The sequence below is a fragment of the Sphingomonas sp. CFBP 13714 genome, assembly GCF_014842205.1.
GTDB classification, from domain to species: Bacteria; Pseudomonadota; Alphaproteobacteria; order Sphingomonadales; family Sphingomonadaceae; genus Sphingomonas; species Sphingomonas aerolata.
The window spans coordinates 475,721-494,938 of sequence record NZ_JACYVG010000001.1 but is presented as its reverse complement, the minus strand read 5'-3'; the positions used below and the strand labels follow the sequence as shown (position 1 = coordinate 494,938).

Genomic DNA, 19,218 nt, shown 5'->3' with positions numbered 1-19,218 from the left:
ATCGGGATCGGGTGCCCAGCCCTTTACCGAGCCGAGCCGGGATTTGCCACACCTGTTCGTGAGGGCGGCGCATGGAGCCTGACGATCCTTCGCCGCCAGGGGAAGGATTGCAATGACCGCCCTGCCGCCTGCAAAGAGATCCCCATGAAAGCTCTCGCCCTAACCGCCGCCCTCGTCCTCGCCGCCTGTTCCGGACCGGCGCCCGAGACGCGCGGTGACGCGAGCATGACGTCGGCGGGCGCGACCGAGACGACGCGCCCCGAAAAGGTCGTCGCAGAACCGACGCGCGACCTGTCGGGGCGGTGGATCGGCGTCGAGGGCATGGTCCTCGACGTGACGCCGGCGGGCGAACCGGGGCAGTTCCGGCTCGCGATGCAGTGGGATCTCGACCACAAGGGAGTGTTCGACGCGCGCGCGGTCGGCGACACGATCGTCTTCACGCGCGACGGCGTGCGCGAGATCCTGCGGCCGACGAACGGCGACGCGACGGGTCTGAAATATCTGGCCGGCAAGACCGACTGCCTGACGGTCAAGACGGGCGAAGGCTATTGTCGCCGCGGATCAACGCGCTAGTGTCGGTCGCGTGACCCTGTCCAAGCCCCAGGCGGATGCCGCCCGCGCCCATCTCTCGAGTGTCCTGATCCGGACCGGCGAGGAAGACCGTGACGCCTTTCGTGAGCTCTATGCGCTGACCCAGGCGAAGCTTTTCGGGATCACCCTGCGTATCTGTGGCAATGCTCAAGCCGCGGAGGATGTGCTGCACGACGTCTATCTCACGATCTGGAAGCGCGCCGGCGGCTGGGAACCCGGTCGTGCGAGCCCGATCACCTGGCTGGCGACGATCGCGCGCAATCGTGCGATCGACTGGCAGCGCGCACAGGGCGTCCGCCGCGCCTCGCCGATCGACGATGCACCGGACATTGCCGACCCGCAGCCGAGCGCCGAGGCCTTGCTGCTCGACGACGAGGCGACGCGGCGGTTGCACGCCTGTCTCGAGGGTCTGGAGCAGCAGCAGCGCGACGTGATCCGGACCGCGTTCTTCGATGGCGTGACCTATGCCGAGCTCGCGCTGCGTCGCGCGGTGCCGCTCGGGACGATGAAGAGCTGGGTGCGGCGCGGGCTGGCCCGATTGAAGGATTGCCTCGGTGGCTGATCGTGATCCGCTTGCGGGCGAATTCGCCCTCGGCCTGCTCGAGGGCGACGAGCGGGCGGCGGCGGTGCGCCGCCTGCTCGCCGAACCCGGTTTCGCCGCCGATGTGGAATGGTGGCGCACGCAGTTCGCGGCGCTGTTCGACCTGTGGCCCGAGCATGACGCGCCACCGCAGCTCGCGGCGCGGGTCGAGACGAGTCTCGACGCCCTCACCCGCCAATCGGGTCGCACGGCCGACGGCGTGACCACGCTCCGCAGCGGGGCGCGGTCGCCCTGGCCGTGGCTGGCGGCGGCGAGCAGCGCGGTCGCCGCGTGTCTGCTGCTGTTCATCGCGGTCGAACCGCGGTCGGCGCCGCCGGTGTCGCAGCCGATCCCGGCGGCGCGGCCGAGCAGCGTGCTCGTCGCGATGCTGGGCGATGCCAAGTCGCCCGTTGCCGCGGTGTACGACCCCGCGACCGGGGCGCTGCGCGTCGCGGCTGGCCCCGGCGTGCCCGATGCGCGTGTCGCGCAGCTCTGGGTGATCGGCGGCGACGGCGTGCCGCATTCGCTCGGGTTGCTTGCCGCGCGGCCGACGGTGCTGGCACCGCGGGGCGCGGATCGCGGCCGGATCGCGCCGGGCGCGACGCTGGCGATCTCGATCGAACCGCTGGGCGGCTCGCCGACCGGGCTGCCGACCGGTCCGGTCGTCGCGACCGGCGTGGTCGCGCGCGTCTGATGACACCCGCGCCCGCGCCCTCCGGTGGCATTCCGCCGATCGCGCGGCTGCTCGGGCTGTCGGGACTGTTGCCGCAAATCGGCGCGGTCGCGCTGCTGCTCGGCAACGACCCTGCGAGCCGGTTTTCCGCGCTGGCGGTCGCCTATGCCTATGCCGCGCTGATCCTCAGCTTTCTCGGCGGGCTCTGGTGGGGACTGGCCGCGCGCACCGAGGGCGCGCCGCGCTGGCTGTGGTTCGCGAGCGTCGCGCCGTCGCTGATCGCGCTGGTGACCGCCTGGCCGTGGATGGTCGGGCTGCGCTGGCCGGGGCCGTCGCTGGTGGTGCTCGGGATCAGCCTGATCGGCGCGCTGCTCGTTGACCGGGCGCTGGTTCGCGCGGGGATCGCGCCGCCGGGGTGGATGGCGCTGCGCGTGCCGCTGTCGCTGGGGCTCGGTATCCTGACCCTCGCGGCGGCGGCACTATAGGCCGGTCCGGCTCAGGCCGCCTTGCGCAGGTCCAGACGGCTCCAGATCTCGACCAGCGCGTCGGTCAGCTCACGCATCATCACCTCGGTATGCGCGGGGCCGGGCGTGAAGCGCAGCCGCTCGGTGCCGCGCGGCACGGTCGGATAGTTGATCGGCTGGACGTACACGCCGTATTCGGCGAGCAGCACGTCGCTGATCTTCTTCGCCTTGACCGGATCGCCGACCATCAGCGGCACGATATGCGTGTCGCCGATCATCACCGGCAGCCCGGCATCCTTCAGCATCGCCTTCAGCATCGCGGCCGACGCCTGCTGCCCGTCGCGCTCGACGCTCGACGCCTTCAGATGCCGGACGCTGGCGAGCACGCCCGCGACGAGCACGGGCGACAGCGACGTCGTGAAGATGAACCCCGGCGCATAGCTTCGGATCACGTCGACGATCGTGCGATCGGCGGCGATATAGCCCCCCATCACGCCGAACGCCTTGCCGAGCGTCCCCTCGAGGATCGTGATTCGGTGCGCGACCTGATCGCGTTCGGAAATGCCGCCGCCACGTGCGCCGTACATCCCGACCGCATGGACTTCGTCGCAATAGGTCAGCGCGTTGTAGCGATCGGCGAGATCGCAGATCGCCGAGATCGGCGCGATGTCGCCTTCCATCGAATAGACGCTCTCGAACGCGATCAGCTTCGGCGCGCTTGGATCCTCGGCGGCGAGCAGCTCCTCGAGATGCGCGAGGTCGTTGTGCCGGAACACGCGCTTCTCGCAGCCCGAATTGCGGATTCCCGCGATCATCGACGCGTGGTTCAGCTCGTCCGAAAAGATGATGCAGCCCGGCAGCACCTTGGCGAGCGTCGCCAGCGTCGCCTCGTTCGAGACATAGCCGCTGGTGAACAGCAACGCCGCTTCCTTGCCGTGCAGGTCGGCGAGTTCGCCTTCGAGGTCGACATGGTAATGCGTGTTGCCGCCGATGTTGCGCGTGCCGCCGGAGCCCGCACCGACATCGTGCAGCGCCTCTTCCATCGCCGCGATCACCTTGGGATGCTGGCCCATGGCGAGATAGTCGTTCGAACACCAGACGGTGATCGGCTTGGGACCGTTATGCCCGGCAAAGCAGCGCGCGTTCGGAAACGCGCCCTTGTTGCGCAGGATATCGATGAAGACGCGGTAGCGGCCCTCGGCATGGAGGCGGTCGATCGCCTGCGTGAAGACGCGCGAATAATCGACTCGTGGGCCCGCAATGCCGTCGGCCGTCGTGGAGACATCCGTAATCATGACCTGGGGCACTACGCCTCGCTTTCCGTCTAATCCAGCGCAATACCGTTGTTACGGTGATCGCTTTCCTCGTCCTTGTAGGACATTGCCATGCTGCGCGCCTGACGCAAGCGGGCATATTGTCCCAAGCCGCGCGTCAGAGCTGCTCCATCCGGGTGAACCCGTGCCGGGCCATCGCGGGGGCGAGCGCCTGTTCGTCGGGACCGAGTCGCGTGAAGACCGCCACCCCTGCGCCGGCACCGGCCCAGGACTGACCCTGCATCAGGTGGACGATCCGGCGGGCGATGCCGGGGCCGCCATCGACGAAGCGGATGTCCCGCGTCCCGGCGGCGGCGGCCAGCTCGGGAGCGACCAGCGGAAAATGCGTGCAGGCGTTGACGATCACGTCGATCGCCTCGCCGCCCGCTTGCGCGAACAGGCCGTCGAGGACGGCGGCATAGCGATCGGGCGCGACCGCGCGGCCGTGGAGCTTGGCCTCCGCCATCTCGACCAGCGCCGCCGAGCCGTGGCGCAGGACGGTGCAGTCGGCCGCGAACCGCGCCGCGAGATCGTCGACATAGACCTGGCGCACCGTCGCCTCGGTCCCCAGCACGCCGATCGTCCGCGTCACCGACAGCGCGGCGGCGGGCTTGATCGCGGGGACCGTGCCGACCACCGGCAGGTCGAGCGCGGCGCGCACCACCGGCAGCGCGATCGTCGACGCGGTGTTGCACGCGATCACGATCAGCCGCGGCCGATACCGCTCCGCCAGCCGCCCGAGCAGCACCGGCACGCGCGCGGCGATCTCCGCCTCGCTCTTGGTGCCATAGGGAAAGCCGGCCGAGTCGGCGGCATAGACGAACGGCGCGTCCGGCAAGGCGGCGCGCGCGGGGCCGACGATCGACAAGCCGCCGACGCCGGAATCGAAGAATAGGATGGGGCGAACGTCCATCACCGCGCCTTAGGCGGTATCGGTGGCGGGTGACAGCCTGGGGGGAGGGCCGAAGGTTGGCAGGGGTGTCGCCCGTCGCCCGCACGGCGCTTCCGCCGCCCGCGCCCGTACGGTATCCGCCCCCCTTCTTCCGTCATCCTGACGAAAGTCAGGATCCAGAGTTGCGAGCGTCGTCCTGCGTGGCTCTGGATCCTGACTTTCGTCAGGATGACGGCATGGGTGTCGCGCCATTTGCCGTCCGCCCCGGGTCGTTTATAGCGGGGCGGAACGGGGGAGCTTTCTTGCAGACGGACATATTCTGGGTCGCGCCGACGCTGTCGCTGGCGCTCAGCTACCTGCTGGGGTCGATCCCGTTCGGCGTCATCCTGACGCGGCTGGGCGGCGCGGGCGATCTGCGGACGATCGGATCGGGCAATATCGGCGCGACCAACGTGCTGCGGACCGGGCGCAAGGGCCTTGCCGCGGCGACGCTGCTGCTCGACATGGCCAAGGGTCTGGTCGCGGTGCTGCTGGTCGCGCATCTGTTTCCCGGCAACGCGCTGCTCGCGGCGGCCGGCGCCTTTATCGGCCATTGCTACCCGGTCTGGCTGCGGTTCCGCGGCGGCAAGGGCGTCGCGACGCTGATGGGAATCGTCGTCGCGCTCCACTGGCCGCTCGGGCTGGTCTATGCGGCGGTGTGGCTAGGCCTGCTCGGCACGTTGCGGATTTCGTCGGTCGCGGGCATCGCCGCGGCGTTCAGCGCACCGCTCGCCGCCGCGCTGTTCGGGCGCACGGATCTGGTCCTGCTGCTCCTCGCGCTCGCGCTGATCGTCGGGTGGAAGCACCGCGAGAACGTCCAGCGGCTGCTCGCCGGGACCGAGCCGCGGATCGGTGGCACCAACCGGCCGCGCGGTGGCTGACACCGCGGTCGCCAGACTGCGGCTCATCCGTACGACCGGGATCGGACCGGTCAACTATCGCCAGCTGATCGCGCGGTTCGGCAGCGCGCAGGCCGCGATCGACGCACTGCCGACGCTGGCCGCACGTGGCGGCGGGCGCGTCCCGCGGGTCGCGGACCGGACGCTGGTCGACCGCGAAATGGTTGCCACGGCGCGGCTCGGCGCCCGCTACCTCTTTGTCGACGACCCCGATTACCCCCGCCTGCTGGCCGAGACCGAGACTGCGCCGCCCGTCCTGATCCTGCGCGGCGACATCGCGCATGCGACCCGGCCGTGCATCGCGATGGTCGGCGCGCGCAACGCCTCTGCCGCCGCGTGCCGCTTCGCGCGCGAACTCGCGCATGCGCTCGCCGAGGCGGGCACGACGGTGGTGTCGGGCGTCGCCCGCGGGATCGACACTGCCGCGCATGTCGGGGCGCTCGGGAAGAACGGGACGGGGACCGGATCCGGCGGCACGATCGGCGTGATCGCGAGCGGTATCGACATCGCCTATCCGCCGGACAACGCCGCGCTGCAGGACGCGATCGCCGCGCACGGCCTGTTGCTCGCCGAACAGCCGCCCGGGACCGAACCCAAGGCACGCAACTTCCCGTCGCGCAACCGCATCATCGCAGGCCTCTCGATCGGGACGGTGGTGGTCGAGGCGGTGCCCAAATCGGGCTCGCTGATCACCGCGCGACTCGCCGCCGAACAGGGACGCGAAGTGATGGCGGTGCCCGGCAGCCCGCTCGATCCGCGCGCGCAGGGGTGCAATCTGCTGATCCGCGAGGGGGCGACGCTGGTCCAGTCGGCCGCGGATATTCTCGAACAGATCCGCCCGCTCGACAGCCGCTCGGTCCGCTCGCCCGTCGACGCCTATACCGGGCGGGGCGCTGGCGGCGGGCATCTCGACGATGCGAGCGAGGCCGACCGGTGCGCGGTCGCCGACCTGCTCGGCCCCGTCCCCGTCGGGATCGACGAACTCGTCCGCCAGTCGCACCGGGCGCCAGCAATCGTCCAGCTGATCCTGCTCGAACTCGAACTGGCCGGCCGGCTGGAACGGCATGCGGGCGGGCGCGTCAGCCTGATCTGGGCCGGGCCCGCCGGCTAGGCGCGCCGCCGGTGGTCGCCAGCGCCAGCGCGATCGCCGCACGCTGTTTCCGGGCGAGCGCGTCCGCATCGTCGCAGGCCCGCTCGATCGTCGCGATCAATCCGTCGAGCTCGCGCTGGTCGTCCTCGATCAGGAGCGGCGTGGTCGTGCGCAGCGCGGCCCGCCGGAGCGTTGCGATCCGTCGCGCCAGCACCGCGCATTTGCGTTGCGCGAGGACGAGTGCCGCGGGGGTCATGCGACGCCCGCCGGATCCACCCGGACAGTGATCGACGCCGTGGCGCGGTAGGACGCGCTTTCCCGGTCGGGGGCGGCGCAGCGTGGCAGAGGGCCCTGATATGTCATGCAATCCGCCGAAATGAGCGCCGATCGATGCGATCTTACACCAACAATTAACCTGATTTGGATCAACTATCCAGCATATGCTCTATCGACATCACTTCGACCAGTCCCGGGCGGGGACGGCATCCGGCCTGCACGATCCGCGCCCGCGATCGCGCACCGCGATGCCGCCACCGCGCCCGCCCTGCCTCTGACAAACGGGCGCCGGCGCCCTATCTGGCGCACTCATGCCGACCAAGCGCCTGCTTGACGGCACCACCCGAACGCCGTCACCCTCGTACGCGTACACGTAAGGATCCCGGTTTCCCCATGCAGCTTGTCATCGTCGAATCGCCTGCCAAGGCCAAAACCATCGAGAAGTATCTCGGCAGCGACTATCGCGTGCTGGCCAGCTACGGCCATGTCCGCGACCTGCCGCCCAAGGACGGCTCGGTGGATCCCGACGACCAGTTCGCGATGACGTGGGAGAATTACGCCGACAAGTCGAAGCAGCTGAAAGCGATCACCGATCTCGCCAAGACCGCCGACCGCCTGATCCTCGCGACCGATCCGGATCGCGAGGGCGAGGCGATTTCGTGGCACGTCCGCGAGGTACTGCGCGCGCGCAAGGCACTGCCGAAGGAGGTCGAACGCGTCACCTTCAACGCGATCACCAAGGCGACCGTCACCGAGGCGATGAAGAACCCGCGCGAGCTCGACGACGATCTGATCGATGCGTACCGCGCGCGCCGTGCGCTCGATTACCTCGTCGGGTTCACGCTTTCGCCGGTGCTGTGGCGCAAGCTGCCCGGCGCCAAGTCCGCCGGCCGCGTCCAGTCGGTCTCGCTGCGCCTGATCGTTCAGCGCGAGCGCGAGATCGACGTGTTCAAGCCGCAGGAATATTGGTCCGTCACCGCCGAGATGGAGCATGACGGCACCGCCTTCCAGGCGCGCCTGACGCAGTTCGAGGGCAACAAGCTCGACCGCCTGTCGATCGGCAACGAAGGCGACGCGCTGCGCGCCAAACAGGCGGTGCTCGACGGCAATTTCTCGGTCCAGTCGGTCGAGACCAAGCCCGCCACGCGCAACCCGCCGCCGCCGTTCACCACGTCGACGCTCCAGCAGGAAGCCTCGCGCAAGCTCGGCTTCTCCGCCGATCACACGATGCGGATCGCGCAAGGCCTCTACGAGGACGGCGCGATCACCTATATGCGTACCGACGGCGTGCAGATGGACGGCAGCGCGATTTCAGCCGCACGCCTCGCGGTCGCGAACCGCTTCGACGCGAGCTACGTCCCCGACAAGCCGCGCCAGTACCAGTCGAAGGCGAAGAACGCGCAGGAAGCGCATGAGGCGATCCGTCCGACCGATTTCGGCAAGGACAAGGCCGGCGGCGGCGATCATGCGCGGCTCTACGACCTGATCTTCAAGCGCGCGCTTGCCAGCCAGATGGCGTCGGCACGGATGGAGCGCACCACGGTCGAGATGGCCGACGGCACGGGGCGCAACATCCTGCGCGCCACAGGGCAGGTCGTGCTCTTCCCCGGCTATCTCGCCTTGTACGAGGAAGGCGCCGACGACACGCAGGACGAGGACGCACGTCGCCTGCCGCGGATGAAGGAGGGCGATGCCCCCGCCAAGAAGAAGGTCGATGCTGAGCAGCACTTCACGCAGCCGCCGCCGCGCTTCTCGGAGGCCAGCCTCGTCAAGCGGATGGAGGAGCTCGGCATCGGGCGCCCGTCGACCTACGCCTCGATCATCAAGACGCTGAAGGACCGCGCGTACGTCCGGATCGAGAAGAACCGCTTCTTCGCCGAGGAGTCCGGGCGCCTCGTGACGGCGTTCCTCGAGCGCTTCTTCGAGAAATATGTCGGCTACGACTACACCGCCGAGCTCGAGGAGGAACTCGACGACGTCTCGGGCGGCCGCGCGCAGTGGCAGTCGGTGCTCGACGCGTTCTGGCGTGATTTCAAGCCGCGCACGTCCGAAGTGATGGAGCAGCAGCCCAGCGCGATCACCGCCGAACTCGACACCTTCCTCGCGCCCTACCTGTTCCCCGCCAAGGCGGACGGCGGCGATCCGCGGCTCTGCCCGAATTGCGGCGAGGGGCAGCTCGCGCTGCGCGGCGGCAAGTTCGGCGCGTTCATCGCCTGCTCCAACTATCCCGAGTGCAAATATACGCGCCGCTTCGCGCAGCCCGGCGGTGACGCTGAGGCGGATGCGGGTCCGTCGACGCTGGGCACGCATCCCGACACCGGCCAGCCGATCGAGCGCAAGTCGGGACGCTTCGGCCCGTATCTGCAGATCGGCGAGGGCGAGGATCGCAAGATGGCGTCGATCCCGAAGGATATCGGCGAGCTCAACCTCGAATGGGCGGTCAAGCTGCTCTCGCTCCCGCGGACGGTCGGCAACCACCCCGAGACCGGCGAGCCAATCATCGCGACGATCGGCAAGTTCGGGCCGTATCTGAAGCATCAGGGCAAATATGCGCGTCTCACCACCACGGCGGACGTGTTCGAGACGGGCATGAACGCGGCGGTCGTGAAGCTGGCCGAAGCGGCGGCTGGCGGTGGACGCACCGCGCGCGGGGCGCAGGCGCCGCTGAAGGTTCTGGGCAACCATCCGCGCACCGAGGCGGAGATCAAGCTGATGGAGGGGCGTTACGGCCCCTATGTCACCGACGGCACGACCAATGCGACCCTGCCCAAGTCGATCGAGAAGGACCAGCTGACGCTGGAGGAAGCGGCCTCGCTGATCGACGCGCGAGCCGCGGCGGCGCCTGCGACGAAGAAGAAGAAGGCGCCCGCCAAGAAGCCCGCGGCGAAGAAGGCACCGGCCAAGGCCGCGGCGGCCAAGGACGGGGAGGCGAAGGCGGCGACTGTGAAGAAGGCACCGGCGAAGAAGGCGCCGGCCAAGAAGGCGCCTGCGAAAAAGGCAGCGCCCAAGAAGAAGGCCGCAGCCGAATAACGCCCTGATCCTCCCCCGTCAGGGGGAGGATACAGACAGAAGGCTTACGCCGCGCGGCGCTGCGTCAACTGCATCCAGTCGCGCGCGGCGCGCTGCGCCACCGCGATTTCGCGCGGGCTCATGTCCTCGGCGATCTGTGCGCGGCATTCCTGCGCCGCGTGATTGCCCGACACCGCCGCCAGGTTGAACCATTTATGCGCCTCGATCAGGTCGAGCACGACGCCCGCGGTGCCGGTCGAATACACCATCCCGAGTTCGTAACAGGCCCGCCCGTCGCCGCGCGCGGCATCGGCGAGGCGCCGTTCGATCAGGAAATTCTTGGTCTTGAGCCTGCCAGCCATTGTCGGTCCCCGCTGTTCTTGCCGACAGACTGGACCGACTCGGCCTGCACAATGGTTAACGGGGCATTCCGTAGGATTGCCTAGTCGACCGCGATATTGTCGATCAGCCGGGTCGTGCCCATCCGCGCCGCCGCGAGCAGGCGCCGCGGGCGGCCCGCGCCGGGCTGTTCCCCCGTTTGCTCGACGAGAGTCTCGGCATCGGCGAGCGCGACATAGTCGATCGCGAAGCCCGCGCCGACCAGTGCGGTCCGGGCGTCGTCGAGCACGGCGGCGACATCCTCGCCGCGGGCGATCGCGCGCGCGGCGACGCCGAGCGCCCGCGGCAGCGCGACCGCCTGCCGGCGCTGGTCGTCATCGAGATAGATGTTGCGCGACGACATGGCGAGGCCGTCATCGTCGCGCTGCGTCGGCACGCCGACGATCTCGATCGCGAAGTCGAGATCGGTGACCATCCGGCGGATGACAGCGAGCTGCTGGAAGTCCTTTTCACCGAAATAGGCGGCATCCGCGCCGACCTGGTTGAACAGCTTGGCAACGACCGTCGCGACGCCGTCGAAATGGCCGGGACGCGCGGCCCCGTCAAAGCCCTCGCTCACCCCGGCGACGCTGACATTGGTGGCAAAGCCGTCGGGATACATGACCTCGACGCCCGGCGCCCAGAGCAGGTCGCAACCGACCTCGGTCAGCAGCCTGATGTCCGCCATCTCGCGCCGCGGATAGCGCGCGAGATCCTCGTTCGGGCCGAACTGTTTGGGGTTCACGAAGATCGACGCGAGGACCTTCGTTCCCGGGCGTTTCGCCGCCTCGATCAGCGCGACATGGCCGGCGTGGAGCGCCCCCATCGTCGGGACGAGCGCGACGCGCTGGCCGGCCGCGCGGAACGCGGCGACGCTTTCGCGCAGCATATTCAGGTCCCTGACGGTGTCCACGTGAAACTCCCACTCGATAAGTACGGTCGCGGCTTCTATGAAGGGCGTCACTCACGATCAATAAGGAAACGCGCGTTGGCCACGGGCCCGGATTCCCCTCACGCTTCGACGCACGTCATCGTGTTCGCCAACGAGAAGGGCGGCACGGGCAAATCGACGACCGCGGTCCATGTCGCGATCGCGCTGGCCGCCAGGGGCGCGCGCGTCGCCTGTCTCGACCTCGACCACCGCCAGCGCACCGTCGGCCGCTATCTCGACAACCGCGCCGAGACGATCAAGCGCACCGGCTCCGCGCTGCCAATGCCGCGTCACGCGACGCTGTCGGCGCAGACCGAGGACCAGTTCGAGGATCTGTGGCATTCGCTGTGCGCGGACTCGGATTTCCTCGTCGTCGACACGCCCGGCCGCGACGATCCGTTTGCGCGCACCGCCGCCGCGCTGTCGAACACGCTGGTCACGCCGATGAACGACAGCTTCGTCGATTTCGACCTGATCGGGCAGGTCGATCCCGAAACCTTCCAGGTGACGCGGCCGAGTTTCTATTCCGAGCTGATCTGGGACGCGCGCAAGCAGCGTGCCCGCGCGGACGGGACGACGATCGACTGGGTCGTGCTGCGCAACCGCCTCCAGCATATCGAGGCGCGCAACATGCGCCGCGTCTCGGATGCGCTGGTCCAGCTGTCGAAGCGGGTCGGATTCCGGATCATCCCGGGGCTCGGCGAGCGCGTCATCTACCGCGAGATGTTCCCCGCCGGGCTGACGATGATCGATGCGAAGGAATTCGGCGGCATGGGGCTGGCACACGTCGCCGCGCGCCAGGAACTGCGCGAGATGATGGCGGCGCTGCAGCTGCCCGAGCTGGTTGCCGAAACCGCGCCGCGCGCCGCTACGCCGTCGTCGCCCGGCCCCGTGTCGGATGTCGCTGCATGACGGACCGCACCACTGTCCGCCGCAGGGCCGCGGCGTGACGTGGATCGCCACCGCACTGCTGATCTGGCTGGCCTGGCGGTATCTGCGCCCCAAGCCGAAACAGCGCGTGGTGACCGACGAAGCGGAAGCGCGCGCGATCCTGGGGATCGACGCACACGCGGATGCGGACGCGGTCCGCAGCGCGCACCGGCGGCTGATCGCCTCGGTCCATCCCGACCGCGGCGGCTCGACCGACCTGACGCGGCGGGTGAACGCCGCGCGCGACCTGCTGCTCAAACGCACGCGATAAGCCGACACAGAGACGTATGACGCATCAGTTCGACCCCAGCGCGCTGCGCGAATATGACGTTCGCGGGATCGTCGGCAAAAGCCTTGGCCCTGCGGACGCCACCGCGATCGGCCGGGGGTTCGCGACGCGCGTGCGCGGCATCGGCGGCACCCGCGTGGCGGTCGGCTATGACGGCCGCCTGTCCTCCCCCGCGCTCGAGGCGGCGCTGGTCGCCGGGCTGGTCGCGGGCGGCGTCGACGTCGTCCGGATCGGTCTCGGCCCGTCGCCGATGCTCTATTATGCCGAGGCGACGCTAGAAGTGGATGGCGGCATCCACGTAACCGGCAGCCATAATCCCGCCGAGTATAACGGCTTCAAGATGGTATTGCGTCACGCCCCATTTTTCGGTGACGACATCCAGGATCTTGCCGCGCTTGCCGCGTCGGGCGCGTGGAGCGAAGGCGCCGGTATGGTCACCACCGTCGACCTGCGCGACGCCTATGTCGGCCGGCTGATGGCGGGCTATGCCGGCGGCGCCTACAGGATTGGATGGGATACCGGCAACGGCGCCGCGGGCCCGGTGATCGAGGCGCTGGTCAAGCTCCTCCCGGGTGAGCATCATGTGATCTTCGCCGAAGTCGACGGCAATTTTCCCAATCATCATCCAGATCCTACCGAAGAATCGAACCTTGCCGATCTGAAACGGCTCGTCACGAAAAACAACCTCGACTTCGGACTGGCCTTTGACGGCGATGGCGACCGGATCGGTGCGGTCGACGCGCTGGGGCGGGTTATCTGGGGGGATCAGATCCTGTCCATCTTGGTCGAGCCTGCACTGCGCGAGCATCCCGGCGCAGCGATCGTCGCGGACGTGAAGTCGTCCCAGGCGCTGTTCGACCGGATCACCACGCTTGGCGGCGAGGCGGTGATGGCGCCGACCGGGCACAGCTTGATGAAGACCGCGATGACGCGCACCGGCGCCCCGCTCGGCGGCGAGCTGAGCGGGCACCTGTTCTTCGCCGGCGACTATTACGGGTTCGACGACGCCGCCTATGCCGCGGTCCGCCTCATTCGCGCGGTGCATCTGTCGGGACAATCGCTGACCGCGCTGCACGATGCGATGCCGGCGCTGGTCGCGACGCCCGATCTGCGCTTCCCGGTCGACGACGCGGAGAAGTTCGCGGTGGTGGACGCGGTCGTCGCACGGCTGGCGCGCGATGGCGCGGTGGTCGACCTGACCGACGGCGCGCGCGTCACCACGCCCGATGGCTGGTGGCTGCTGCGCGCGTCGAACACGCAGGCGATGCTGACGGTGCGCGCCGAGGCACGCACCGACGACGCGCTTGCCAGCCTGCTCGCCGCGGTCGATGCGCACCTCGCGGCCTGCGGGGTGACGCGAGCCTGATCCGCGTGCCGCGATTGACTCGGGGCCGCGCTACCCTACCCTCCGCCATCATCCCAAGGAGTGCCGCGTGGAGCGACCCATCGACGAATTCCGGTCCAGCACGCGCCGCTGGCTGCTCGGCAGCTTTGCCGGCTGGGGAACGCTGCTGACCTGCCTGGTCGGCGTGGGTTTCGTGCTGATCGGGCTGCGCTGGCTCCGGAACCGGAGCACGACCTTCGAGATCACCGACCAGCGGCTGATCGTGAAGCGCGGCATCCTGTTCAAGACGATCGACGAGATCGAGCTCTACCGGATCAAGGACGTCCGGCTCGGCTATTCGCTGCTCAACCAGATGACCGACATCGGCACGATCGTGCTGACGTCGACCGACCGCACGACTGGCGGCGGCGAATTCGTCCTGCGCGACGTGCCGATGGCGCGCGACCGGCGCGAAGGGCTGCGCACGCTCGTCGACCGTGCGCGCCAGCGGCGCGGCGTGCGCGAGGTAGATATCGACCGCGACGGTGCATACGCGCTGGATTAGCCGCGCTTTTGTCCCCACATGGCGGTCATGGCGCCATCTTATGCAAAGCCCAAGCCCCAACCGCAGATGATCCGGGTCATCGACCTCGAGACCACCGGATCGGCTCCCCCCGCGCACGGCGTGTGCGAGATCGGCTGGCAGGACGTCGCGCTGGGCGAGGACGGACGCTGGGAGATTTACGGCGAGGGCGGCAGCCTGCTCGTCAATCCGGGCCGGCTGATCCCGCCGGTGACCCAGGCGATCCACCATATTCTCGACGAGCATGTCGCCGATGCGCCCTGGTGGCATGATTGCGCGCGCCAAGTGCTCGATCCCTGGCCGCGGCGGCTCGCGCTGGCCGCGCACCGCGCCGATTTCGAACAGAAATTCTGTACTCCCGCGCTGACCCGTGACGCGGAATGGATCTGCACGTGGAAATGCGCGCTGCGGCTGTGGCCCGATTCGCCGAGCTTTTCGAACCAGGTGCTGCGCTATTGGCGCAAGCCCGCGGGGATGGAGCATGAGCGCGGCCTGCCCGCGCATCGTGCCTTTCCCGACGCCTATGTCACCGCCTTCCATCTGCGCGACATGCTCAACGAGGCGAGCCTGGCGCAACTGATCGAATGGTCGCGCGATCCCGGGCTCATCCCGCGCGTGCGCTATGGTCCCGACCGCGGCAAGGAATGGTCCGAACTGGATCACGAGACCCTGATGGCGTTCCTGACCGATCGCGATCCCGATATCCGCTTCACCGCCAATCACGAGATGGATCGGCGCAGTGGTGGCGGCCGTGTCGGCAAGGCGAGCGCGCAGGAACTGTTGCTTTAGCGCGACTTCGCGGCGGATACATATAATACGTACCAAAACATTGCGCACGTTTATATTATTCGTGAATTGAACTATGATCGTGTCTCCTTCGGTGAAGTGGAGACCCCTTCATGCGCAAGTTCATCATCACGGCTGCAGCATTTGCAATCGCTACGATGCCGGCCACCGCGAATGCAGCCACCAACGCAGCGGCGCCATTGTCTGTCGCCAAGTCGGTGCGTGTATCGACGCAGACCGTCAGGAAGACCAAGCTTGCCGGTCCGAGCCTGATCGTCCCCCTGCTGGCAACGGTTGTCATCGTGGGCGGCGCCATTCTGCTCGTCACGAGCGACGACGATGATTCGGACAGCAACTGAGCAAACGGACGGCGTAGCGATGTCATCCGCTCGAACGGCAGCGGTCTCGCCTTGTCGGGCTGGTTAGACGGCCTGCCAAAGTCGAACCATGACGACGATATCACCGGGTCATGATGATCCGTGATCTTGATGGCCGTCCCGATTGATCGTGATTGCGATCTCCGGGTCTCGGCCAATCCCGCGATCGATGCGGCACAGTGGCGACCGCCGCGTTGGCAAGGCCAGCACCCGAAAACTGTTGCCCCAGGGTCACGGTCGGCGACCGATAATTGCCCCCGATCGGTTTAAACGTTGCTTCATTTTTAATACAAACGCCTATACTGTGCGCTCTTCTCATAAAGTTACGGAGTTGTTCTCATGCGTAAGATCCTTCTCACGGCTGCTGCCGTTGCCGTCTCGGCCATGCCCGTCGCGGCAAATGCTGCTGCAAATTCCGCAGCGTCGCTGTCGGTCGCCAAGTCGGTGCGCGCGGCATCGCCGACTGCCAAGAAGAACAAGGTTGCCGGTGCCGGTCTGGTCATCGTCGCCGTCGCTGCCGTCGCCGTGGGCGGCGCACTGTATCTCGCGATCGACGACGACAACAACTCCGACAGCAACTAAGACATAACGGGGTCGGCGCTGGCGCCGGCCCCACCCTGGCGGGCCGGTGTCGATGCCCATCCGGCGCGGCCAGACGCCCCGATCCTCGCAATCGCCGTCGCGCAGCCGCCGGTATCCACCCTCTCCGGCCGCCGTCCGTCAGTATCGCTGGCGTAACGATAGGCGGTATCCTAGACGGGTCGCATATGGCGCGTATCAGCTTGAAACTTCCCCAGTCGGAAGGGCGCATCGCCCGCTGGCTGGTCGCGTTCATGACGCTCGGCTTCGTCGCGCTGGCCGCTGCCGCGGTCGCGATCGGCTGGATCACGGTGCGTAACGCGCGCTACACCGCCGATATTCTCCATACGCAGGACGTCCGCCAGGCGATCGCCACGTTGCAGGTCGAGATGGAGCAGTCGGAAACCGCGCGGCGCGGCTATCTTCTCACCGGCCTGCCCCTGTTCTCGACGGCCTATGAGACGACGGCCCAACGGCTCGCGCCGGCGCTGACGGCGCTGCGCTCCTCGACCCACGACAATCCACGCCAGACCGCGCGGCTCGACCTGATCGAACCGCGGGTGGGCCAGTTGCGCAGCCTGCGGACCCAGTCGATCGCGCTGGTCGACGCGGGCCGGATCGGCGAGGCGCAACGCCGGTTCGCGGTCGATGCGAGCGTCCCGCTGATGCGCAGCATCCGCTACCGGCTGCGGGCGATGGCTGCCGAGGAAGTTCGCCTGCTCGAGATCCGCAGCGATCGCCAGCAACGCTCAAACGCGCTGTTCCTGTCGGTAGCGGGCGTCGCGGCGCTGCTGCTGCTCGTCGTGGCGATCCTCGCGATCCTGGTGATCCAGCGCTACACCGCCGATCTCGGCGCGTCGCGCGACCGGTTGCACCTGCTCAACGAGACGCTCGAGGATCAGGTGGTCGAACGGACCGCGGATCTCAGCCGGGCGAATGACGAGATCCAGCGTTTCGCCTATATCGTCAGCCACGACCTGCGCTCGCCGCTCGTCAACGTGATGGGCTTTACCGCGGAGCTGGCCGAGGCCGCCGCGCCGCTGGCCGCACTGATCGACCGTGCGGAGGCGATCGCCCCGGAGATCGTCACGCCCGAGGCGCGGATCGCCGCGCGGGAGGATCTGCCCGAGGCGATCGGCTTCATCCGCGCCTCGACGCAGAAGATGGACCGGCTGATCAACGCGATCCTGAAGCTGTCGCGCGAGGGGCGGCGGTCGATCACCCCCGAACCGGTCGACCCGGCCGCCGTCGGGGACGCGATCGTCGCGTCGATCCAGCATCTGATCGACGATCGCGGCGCGACCGTCACGATCGACCGCCCGCTGCCCGCACTCGTCACCGACCGGCTCGCGCTCGAACAGATCCTGTCGAACCTGATCGAGAATGCGACCAAATATCTCCAGCCCGGACGGCCGGGCGTGATCCGGCTTGCCGGCACGCGCGAGCGCAACCGCGTGATCCTGTCGGTCATCGACAATGGCCGCGGGATCGCGCCGGGCGATCACCAGCGCGTCTTCGACCTGTTCCGGCGTGCCGGGCCGCAGGATCAGCCCGGCGAGGGCATCGGCCTCGCGCATGTCCGCGCGCTGGCCTATCGGCTGGGCGGGACGATCGACGTGGTCTCGACGCTCGGCGAGGGCGCGACCTTCCGGCTCAACCTTCCCTTCGACCTCAGGTTACAGGATCCCGTGGCATGAACGATCACAAATCCGTCGGCATCGTGATGATCGAGGACGACGAGGGCCATGCGCGCCTTATCGAGAAGAACATCCGTCGTGCGGGCATCCTCAACGATATCCGCCATTTCACCGATGGCACGACCGCGCTCGCCTTCCTGTTCGATGCGGCCGATGGTCCGGCGAAGAGCGGCCCCGCGCTGATCCTGCTCGACCTCAACCTGCCCGACATGAGCGGCACCGACATCCTTGCCCGGATCAAGGCGGAGGGCAGCCCGCTCCGACGCGCGCCCGTCGTCGTGCTGACGACCACCGACGACAAGGTCGAGATCCAGCGCTGCTATGATCTCGGCTGCAACGTCTATATCACCAAGCCGGTGAATTATGAGAGCTTTGCCCAGGCGATCCGCCAGCTCGGCCTGTTCCTGTCGGTGATCCAGGTCCCCTCGGCCGAGAGTTGAATGACCGGCAAACGCGTTCTCTATATCGATGACGATGCGGGTATCCGGCGGCTGGTCGGGCGCGCGATGGAGCGTCGCGGGTATCATATGACGCTGGCCGAGTCGGGCGCGGACGGCATCGCGATGGCGCGCGTCGAAGCGTATGACCTGATCGCGGTCGATCATTACATGCCCGGGATGGACGGGCTCGAGACGCTCAACGTGCTGCGCGCGCTGCCCGATGCGCCGCCGGTCGTCTATGTCACCGGGTCAGACGAGGGACGGATCGCGGTCGCCGCGCTGAAGGCGGGCGCGGCCGACTATGTCGTGAAGACCGTCGGCGAGGAGTTTTTCGAGCTGCTCGATGCGGCGTTCGAACAGGTCGGCGCGCGATCGGTGCTGCAACAGGCCAAGGCCGTCGCCGAGGCCGATCTGCGCGCGACCAATGCGCGGCTCGAGGCGCTGCTCGGCGAGGTGAACCACCGCGTCGCCAATTCGCTGCAGCTGGTCTCGGCGATGGTCAGCCTGCAGGCCGGCGCGCTGACCGACCCGGCCGCGCGCGAGGCGCTCGAGGATACGCAGCGGCGGATCCAGGCGATCGCGCAGGTCCATCGCCGCCTGTATACGAGCAACGATGTCGAGAGCGTCGACATGCGCGAATATCTCGGCGCGCTGGTCGACGAACTGGCGGAGACCTGGTCGAGCGAGGCGCTGCCACGCGCGTTGCGGCTGGTCGCCGAACCGATCCGGCTGGCGACCGACCGGGCGGTGTCGCTGGGCGTCATCGTCACGGAACTCGTCACCAATGCCTGTAAATACGCCTATCCCGCGGGATCGGGCGAGGTCCGCGTGACGCTGTCGCAGACCGATGACGGCCAGTTCCTGCTGGCGGTGGAGGATGATGGCTGCGGCATGCCCGCCGATGCCACCCCGCGCGGTACGGGGCTCGGCACCAAGCTGATCCGCGCGATGGCGCAGAGCCTGCATTCGATCGTCGAATATGACCGCGCGCATCGCGGCGTCCGCGCGACGCTCCGCGCCGAGGTGCGCTGACCGCCGTCAGTTGCGAGCAGGATTGTCGATGGTGGCGCGCACGTGC

The 19,218-nt window shown here is 68.2% G+C and carries 22 protein-coding genes; 17 read left to right on the top strand and 5 right to left on the bottom strand.

All coding sequences use genetic code 11. From position 1 onward, the window contains the following. The first annotated feature begins 144 nt into the window (after positions 1-144). Genes IFT54_RS02435 through IFT54_RS02420 form a run of 4 tightly spaced genes read left to right on the top strand, consistent with a single transcriptional unit; the run spans position 145 to position 2,329 of the window. On the top strand, positions 145-573 hold the full coding sequence (locus IFT54_RS02435; RefSeq protein ID WP_192069460.1) for a hypothetical protein: 429 nt from the start codon (positions 145-147) through the stop codon (positions 571-573). Between the two features lie 10 nt (positions 574-583). After that, positions 584-1,153: a sigma-70 family RNA polymerase sigma factor gene (locus IFT54_RS02430; protein WP_031441039.1), complete on the top strand. Its 570-nt coding sequence runs from the start codon at positions 584-586 to the stop codon at positions 1,151-1,153. After that, the gene (locus tag IFT54_RS02425) at positions 1,146-1,865 is read left to right on the top strand and encodes an anti-sigma factor (protein ID WP_320481827.1); all 720 of its coding nucleotides are present in this window, start codon (positions 1,146-1,148) and stop codon (positions 1,863-1,865) included. The genes IFT54_RS02430 and IFT54_RS02425 overlap by 8 nt, the downstream gene beginning before the upstream one ends. Beyond that, a complete protein-coding gene (locus tag IFT54_RS02420; protein ID WP_192069459.1) occupies positions 1,865-2,329 on the top strand; it encodes a DUF3429 domain-containing protein in 465 nt (154 codons plus the stop codon). The genes IFT54_RS02425 and IFT54_RS02420 overlap by 1 nt, the downstream gene beginning before the upstream one ends. A gap of 11 nt (positions 2,330-2,340) precedes the next feature. Here the strand turns inward: IFT54_RS02420 and hemA are convergent, their stop codons facing one another. Both hemA and murI read right to left on the bottom strand, forming a co-directional pair. Beyond that, entirely contained in the window at positions 2,341-3,603 is a 1,263-nt protein-coding gene (gene hemA / locus IFT54_RS02415; RefSeq protein WP_192069458.1) for a 5-aminolevulinate synthase, read from the bottom strand. A gap of 136 nt (positions 3,604-3,739) precedes the next feature. After that, entirely contained in the window at positions 3,740-4,534 is a 795-nt protein-coding gene (murI, locus tag IFT54_RS02410) for a glutamate racemase (protein ID WP_192069457.1), read from the bottom strand. Positions 4,535-4,815: 281 nt separating this feature from the next. Between murI and plsY the strand changes: the two genes are divergently transcribed. Together plsY and dprA are read left to right on the top strand one after the other, a co-directional pair. Then, on the top strand, positions 4,816-5,433 hold the full coding sequence (plsY, locus tag IFT54_RS02405; protein ID WP_244648476.1) for a glycerol-3-phosphate 1-O-acyltransferase PlsY: 618 nt from the start codon (positions 4,816-4,818) through the stop codon (positions 5,431-5,433). Next, positions 5,426-6,562 (top strand): DNA-processing protein DprA, encoded by a 1,137-nt coding sequence (gene dprA / locus IFT54_RS02400; RefSeq protein WP_192069690.1) that lies wholly within the window; start codon positions 5,426-5,428, stop codon positions 6,560-6,562. The genes plsY and dprA overlap by 8 nt, the downstream gene beginning before the upstream one ends. On the opposite strand, the gene IFT54_RS02395 is transcribed toward dprA, so the two are convergent. Then, positions 6,531-6,797 carry a hypothetical protein gene (locus IFT54_RS02395; RefSeq protein WP_192069455.1) on the bottom strand — a complete coding sequence of 89 codons (267 nt, stop codon included), beginning with the start codon at positions 6,795-6,797 and terminating at the stop codon, positions 6,531-6,533. The genes dprA and IFT54_RS02395 overlap by 32 nt on opposite strands. Positions 6,798-7,210: 413 nt before the next feature. Here IFT54_RS02395 and topA point away from each other — a divergent pair, with 413 nt between their 5' ends. After that, the gene (gene topA / locus IFT54_RS02390; protein WP_192069454.1) at positions 7,211-9,847 is read left to right on the top strand and encodes a type I DNA topoisomerase; all 2,637 of its coding nucleotides are present in this window, start codon (positions 7,211-7,213) and stop codon (positions 9,845-9,847) included. A 44-nt stretch (positions 9,848-9,891) separates the two neighbouring features. Here topA and IFT54_RS02385 read toward each other — a convergent pair whose 3' ends face one another. Both IFT54_RS02385 and panC read right to left on the bottom strand, forming a co-directional pair. Then, the gene (locus IFT54_RS02385; RefSeq protein WP_192069453.1) at positions 9,892-10,188 is read right to left on the bottom strand and encodes a sel1 repeat family protein; all 297 of its coding nucleotides are present in this window, start codon (positions 10,186-10,188) and stop codon (positions 9,892-9,894) included. An 80-nt stretch (positions 10,189-10,268) separates the two neighbouring features. After that, positions 10,269-11,117 carry a pantoate--beta-alanine ligase gene (gene panC / locus IFT54_RS02380; protein ID WP_192069452.1) on the bottom strand — a complete coding sequence of 283 codons (849 nt, stop codon included), beginning with the start codon at positions 11,115-11,117 and terminating at the stop codon, positions 10,269-10,271. Positions 11,118-11,192: 75 nt separating this feature from the next. On the opposite strand from panC, the gene IFT54_RS02375 reads away from it, so the two are divergent. The 10 genes from IFT54_RS02375 (at position 11,193) to IFT54_RS02330 (ending at position 19,172) form a co-directional block, all read left to right on the top strand. Continuing rightward, positions 11,193-12,047: a division plane positioning ATPase MipZ gene (locus IFT54_RS02375; protein WP_243845586.1), complete on the top strand. Its 855-nt coding sequence runs from the start codon at positions 11,193-11,195 to the stop codon at positions 12,045-12,047. Positions 12,048-12,081: 34 nt separating this feature from the next. Then, the gene (locus IFT54_RS02370; RefSeq protein ID WP_192069451.1) at positions 12,082-12,336 is read left to right on the top strand and encodes a J domain-containing protein; all 255 of its coding nucleotides are present in this window, start codon (positions 12,082-12,084) and stop codon (positions 12,334-12,336) included. A gap of 16 nt (positions 12,337-12,352) precedes the next feature. Then, the gene (gene pgmG / locus IFT54_RS02365) at positions 12,353-13,720 is read left to right on the top strand and encodes a phosphoglucomutase/phosphomannomutase PgmG (protein ID WP_192069450.1); all 1,368 of its coding nucleotides are present in this window, start codon (positions 12,353-12,355) and stop codon (positions 13,718-13,720) included. A 67-nt stretch (positions 13,721-13,787) separates the two neighbouring features. Beyond that, a complete protein-coding gene (locus IFT54_RS02360) occupies positions 13,788-14,243 on the top strand; it encodes a PH domain-containing protein (protein ID WP_031440476.1) in 456 nt (151 codons plus the stop codon). Positions 14,244-14,309: 66 nt separating this feature from the next. Further along, positions 14,310-15,050 carry an exonuclease domain-containing protein gene (locus IFT54_RS02355; protein ID WP_031394823.1) on the top strand — a complete coding sequence of 247 codons (741 nt, stop codon included), beginning with the start codon at positions 14,310-14,312 and terminating at the stop codon, positions 15,048-15,050. A 110-nt stretch (positions 15,051-15,160) separates the two neighbouring features. Continuing rightward, entirely contained in the window at positions 15,161-15,406 is a 246-nt protein-coding gene (locus tag IFT54_RS02350; RefSeq protein ID WP_166746465.1) for a hypothetical protein, read from the top strand. Between the two features lie 357 nt (positions 15,407-15,763). Next, entirely contained in the window at positions 15,764-16,006 is a 243-nt protein-coding gene (locus IFT54_RS02345) for a hypothetical protein (protein ID WP_031394821.1), read from the top strand. Positions 16,007-16,191: 185 nt separating this feature from the next. Further along, the gene (locus tag IFT54_RS02340; RefSeq protein ID WP_192069449.1) at positions 16,192-17,700 is read left to right on the top strand and encodes a sensor histidine kinase; all 1,509 of its coding nucleotides are present in this window, start codon (positions 16,192-16,194) and stop codon (positions 17,698-17,700) included. Further along, complete coding sequence (locus IFT54_RS02335) at positions 17,697-18,140, top strand: response regulator (RefSeq protein WP_183936068.1); 444 nt, start codon at positions 17,697-17,699, stop codon at positions 18,138-18,140. The genes IFT54_RS02340 and IFT54_RS02335 overlap by 4 nt, the downstream gene beginning before the upstream one ends. After that, a complete protein-coding gene (locus IFT54_RS02330; protein ID WP_192069448.1) occupies positions 18,141-19,172 on the top strand; it encodes a sensor histidine kinase in 1,032 nt (343 codons plus the stop codon). The last annotated feature ends 46 nt before the right edge of the window (positions 19,173-19,218 follow it).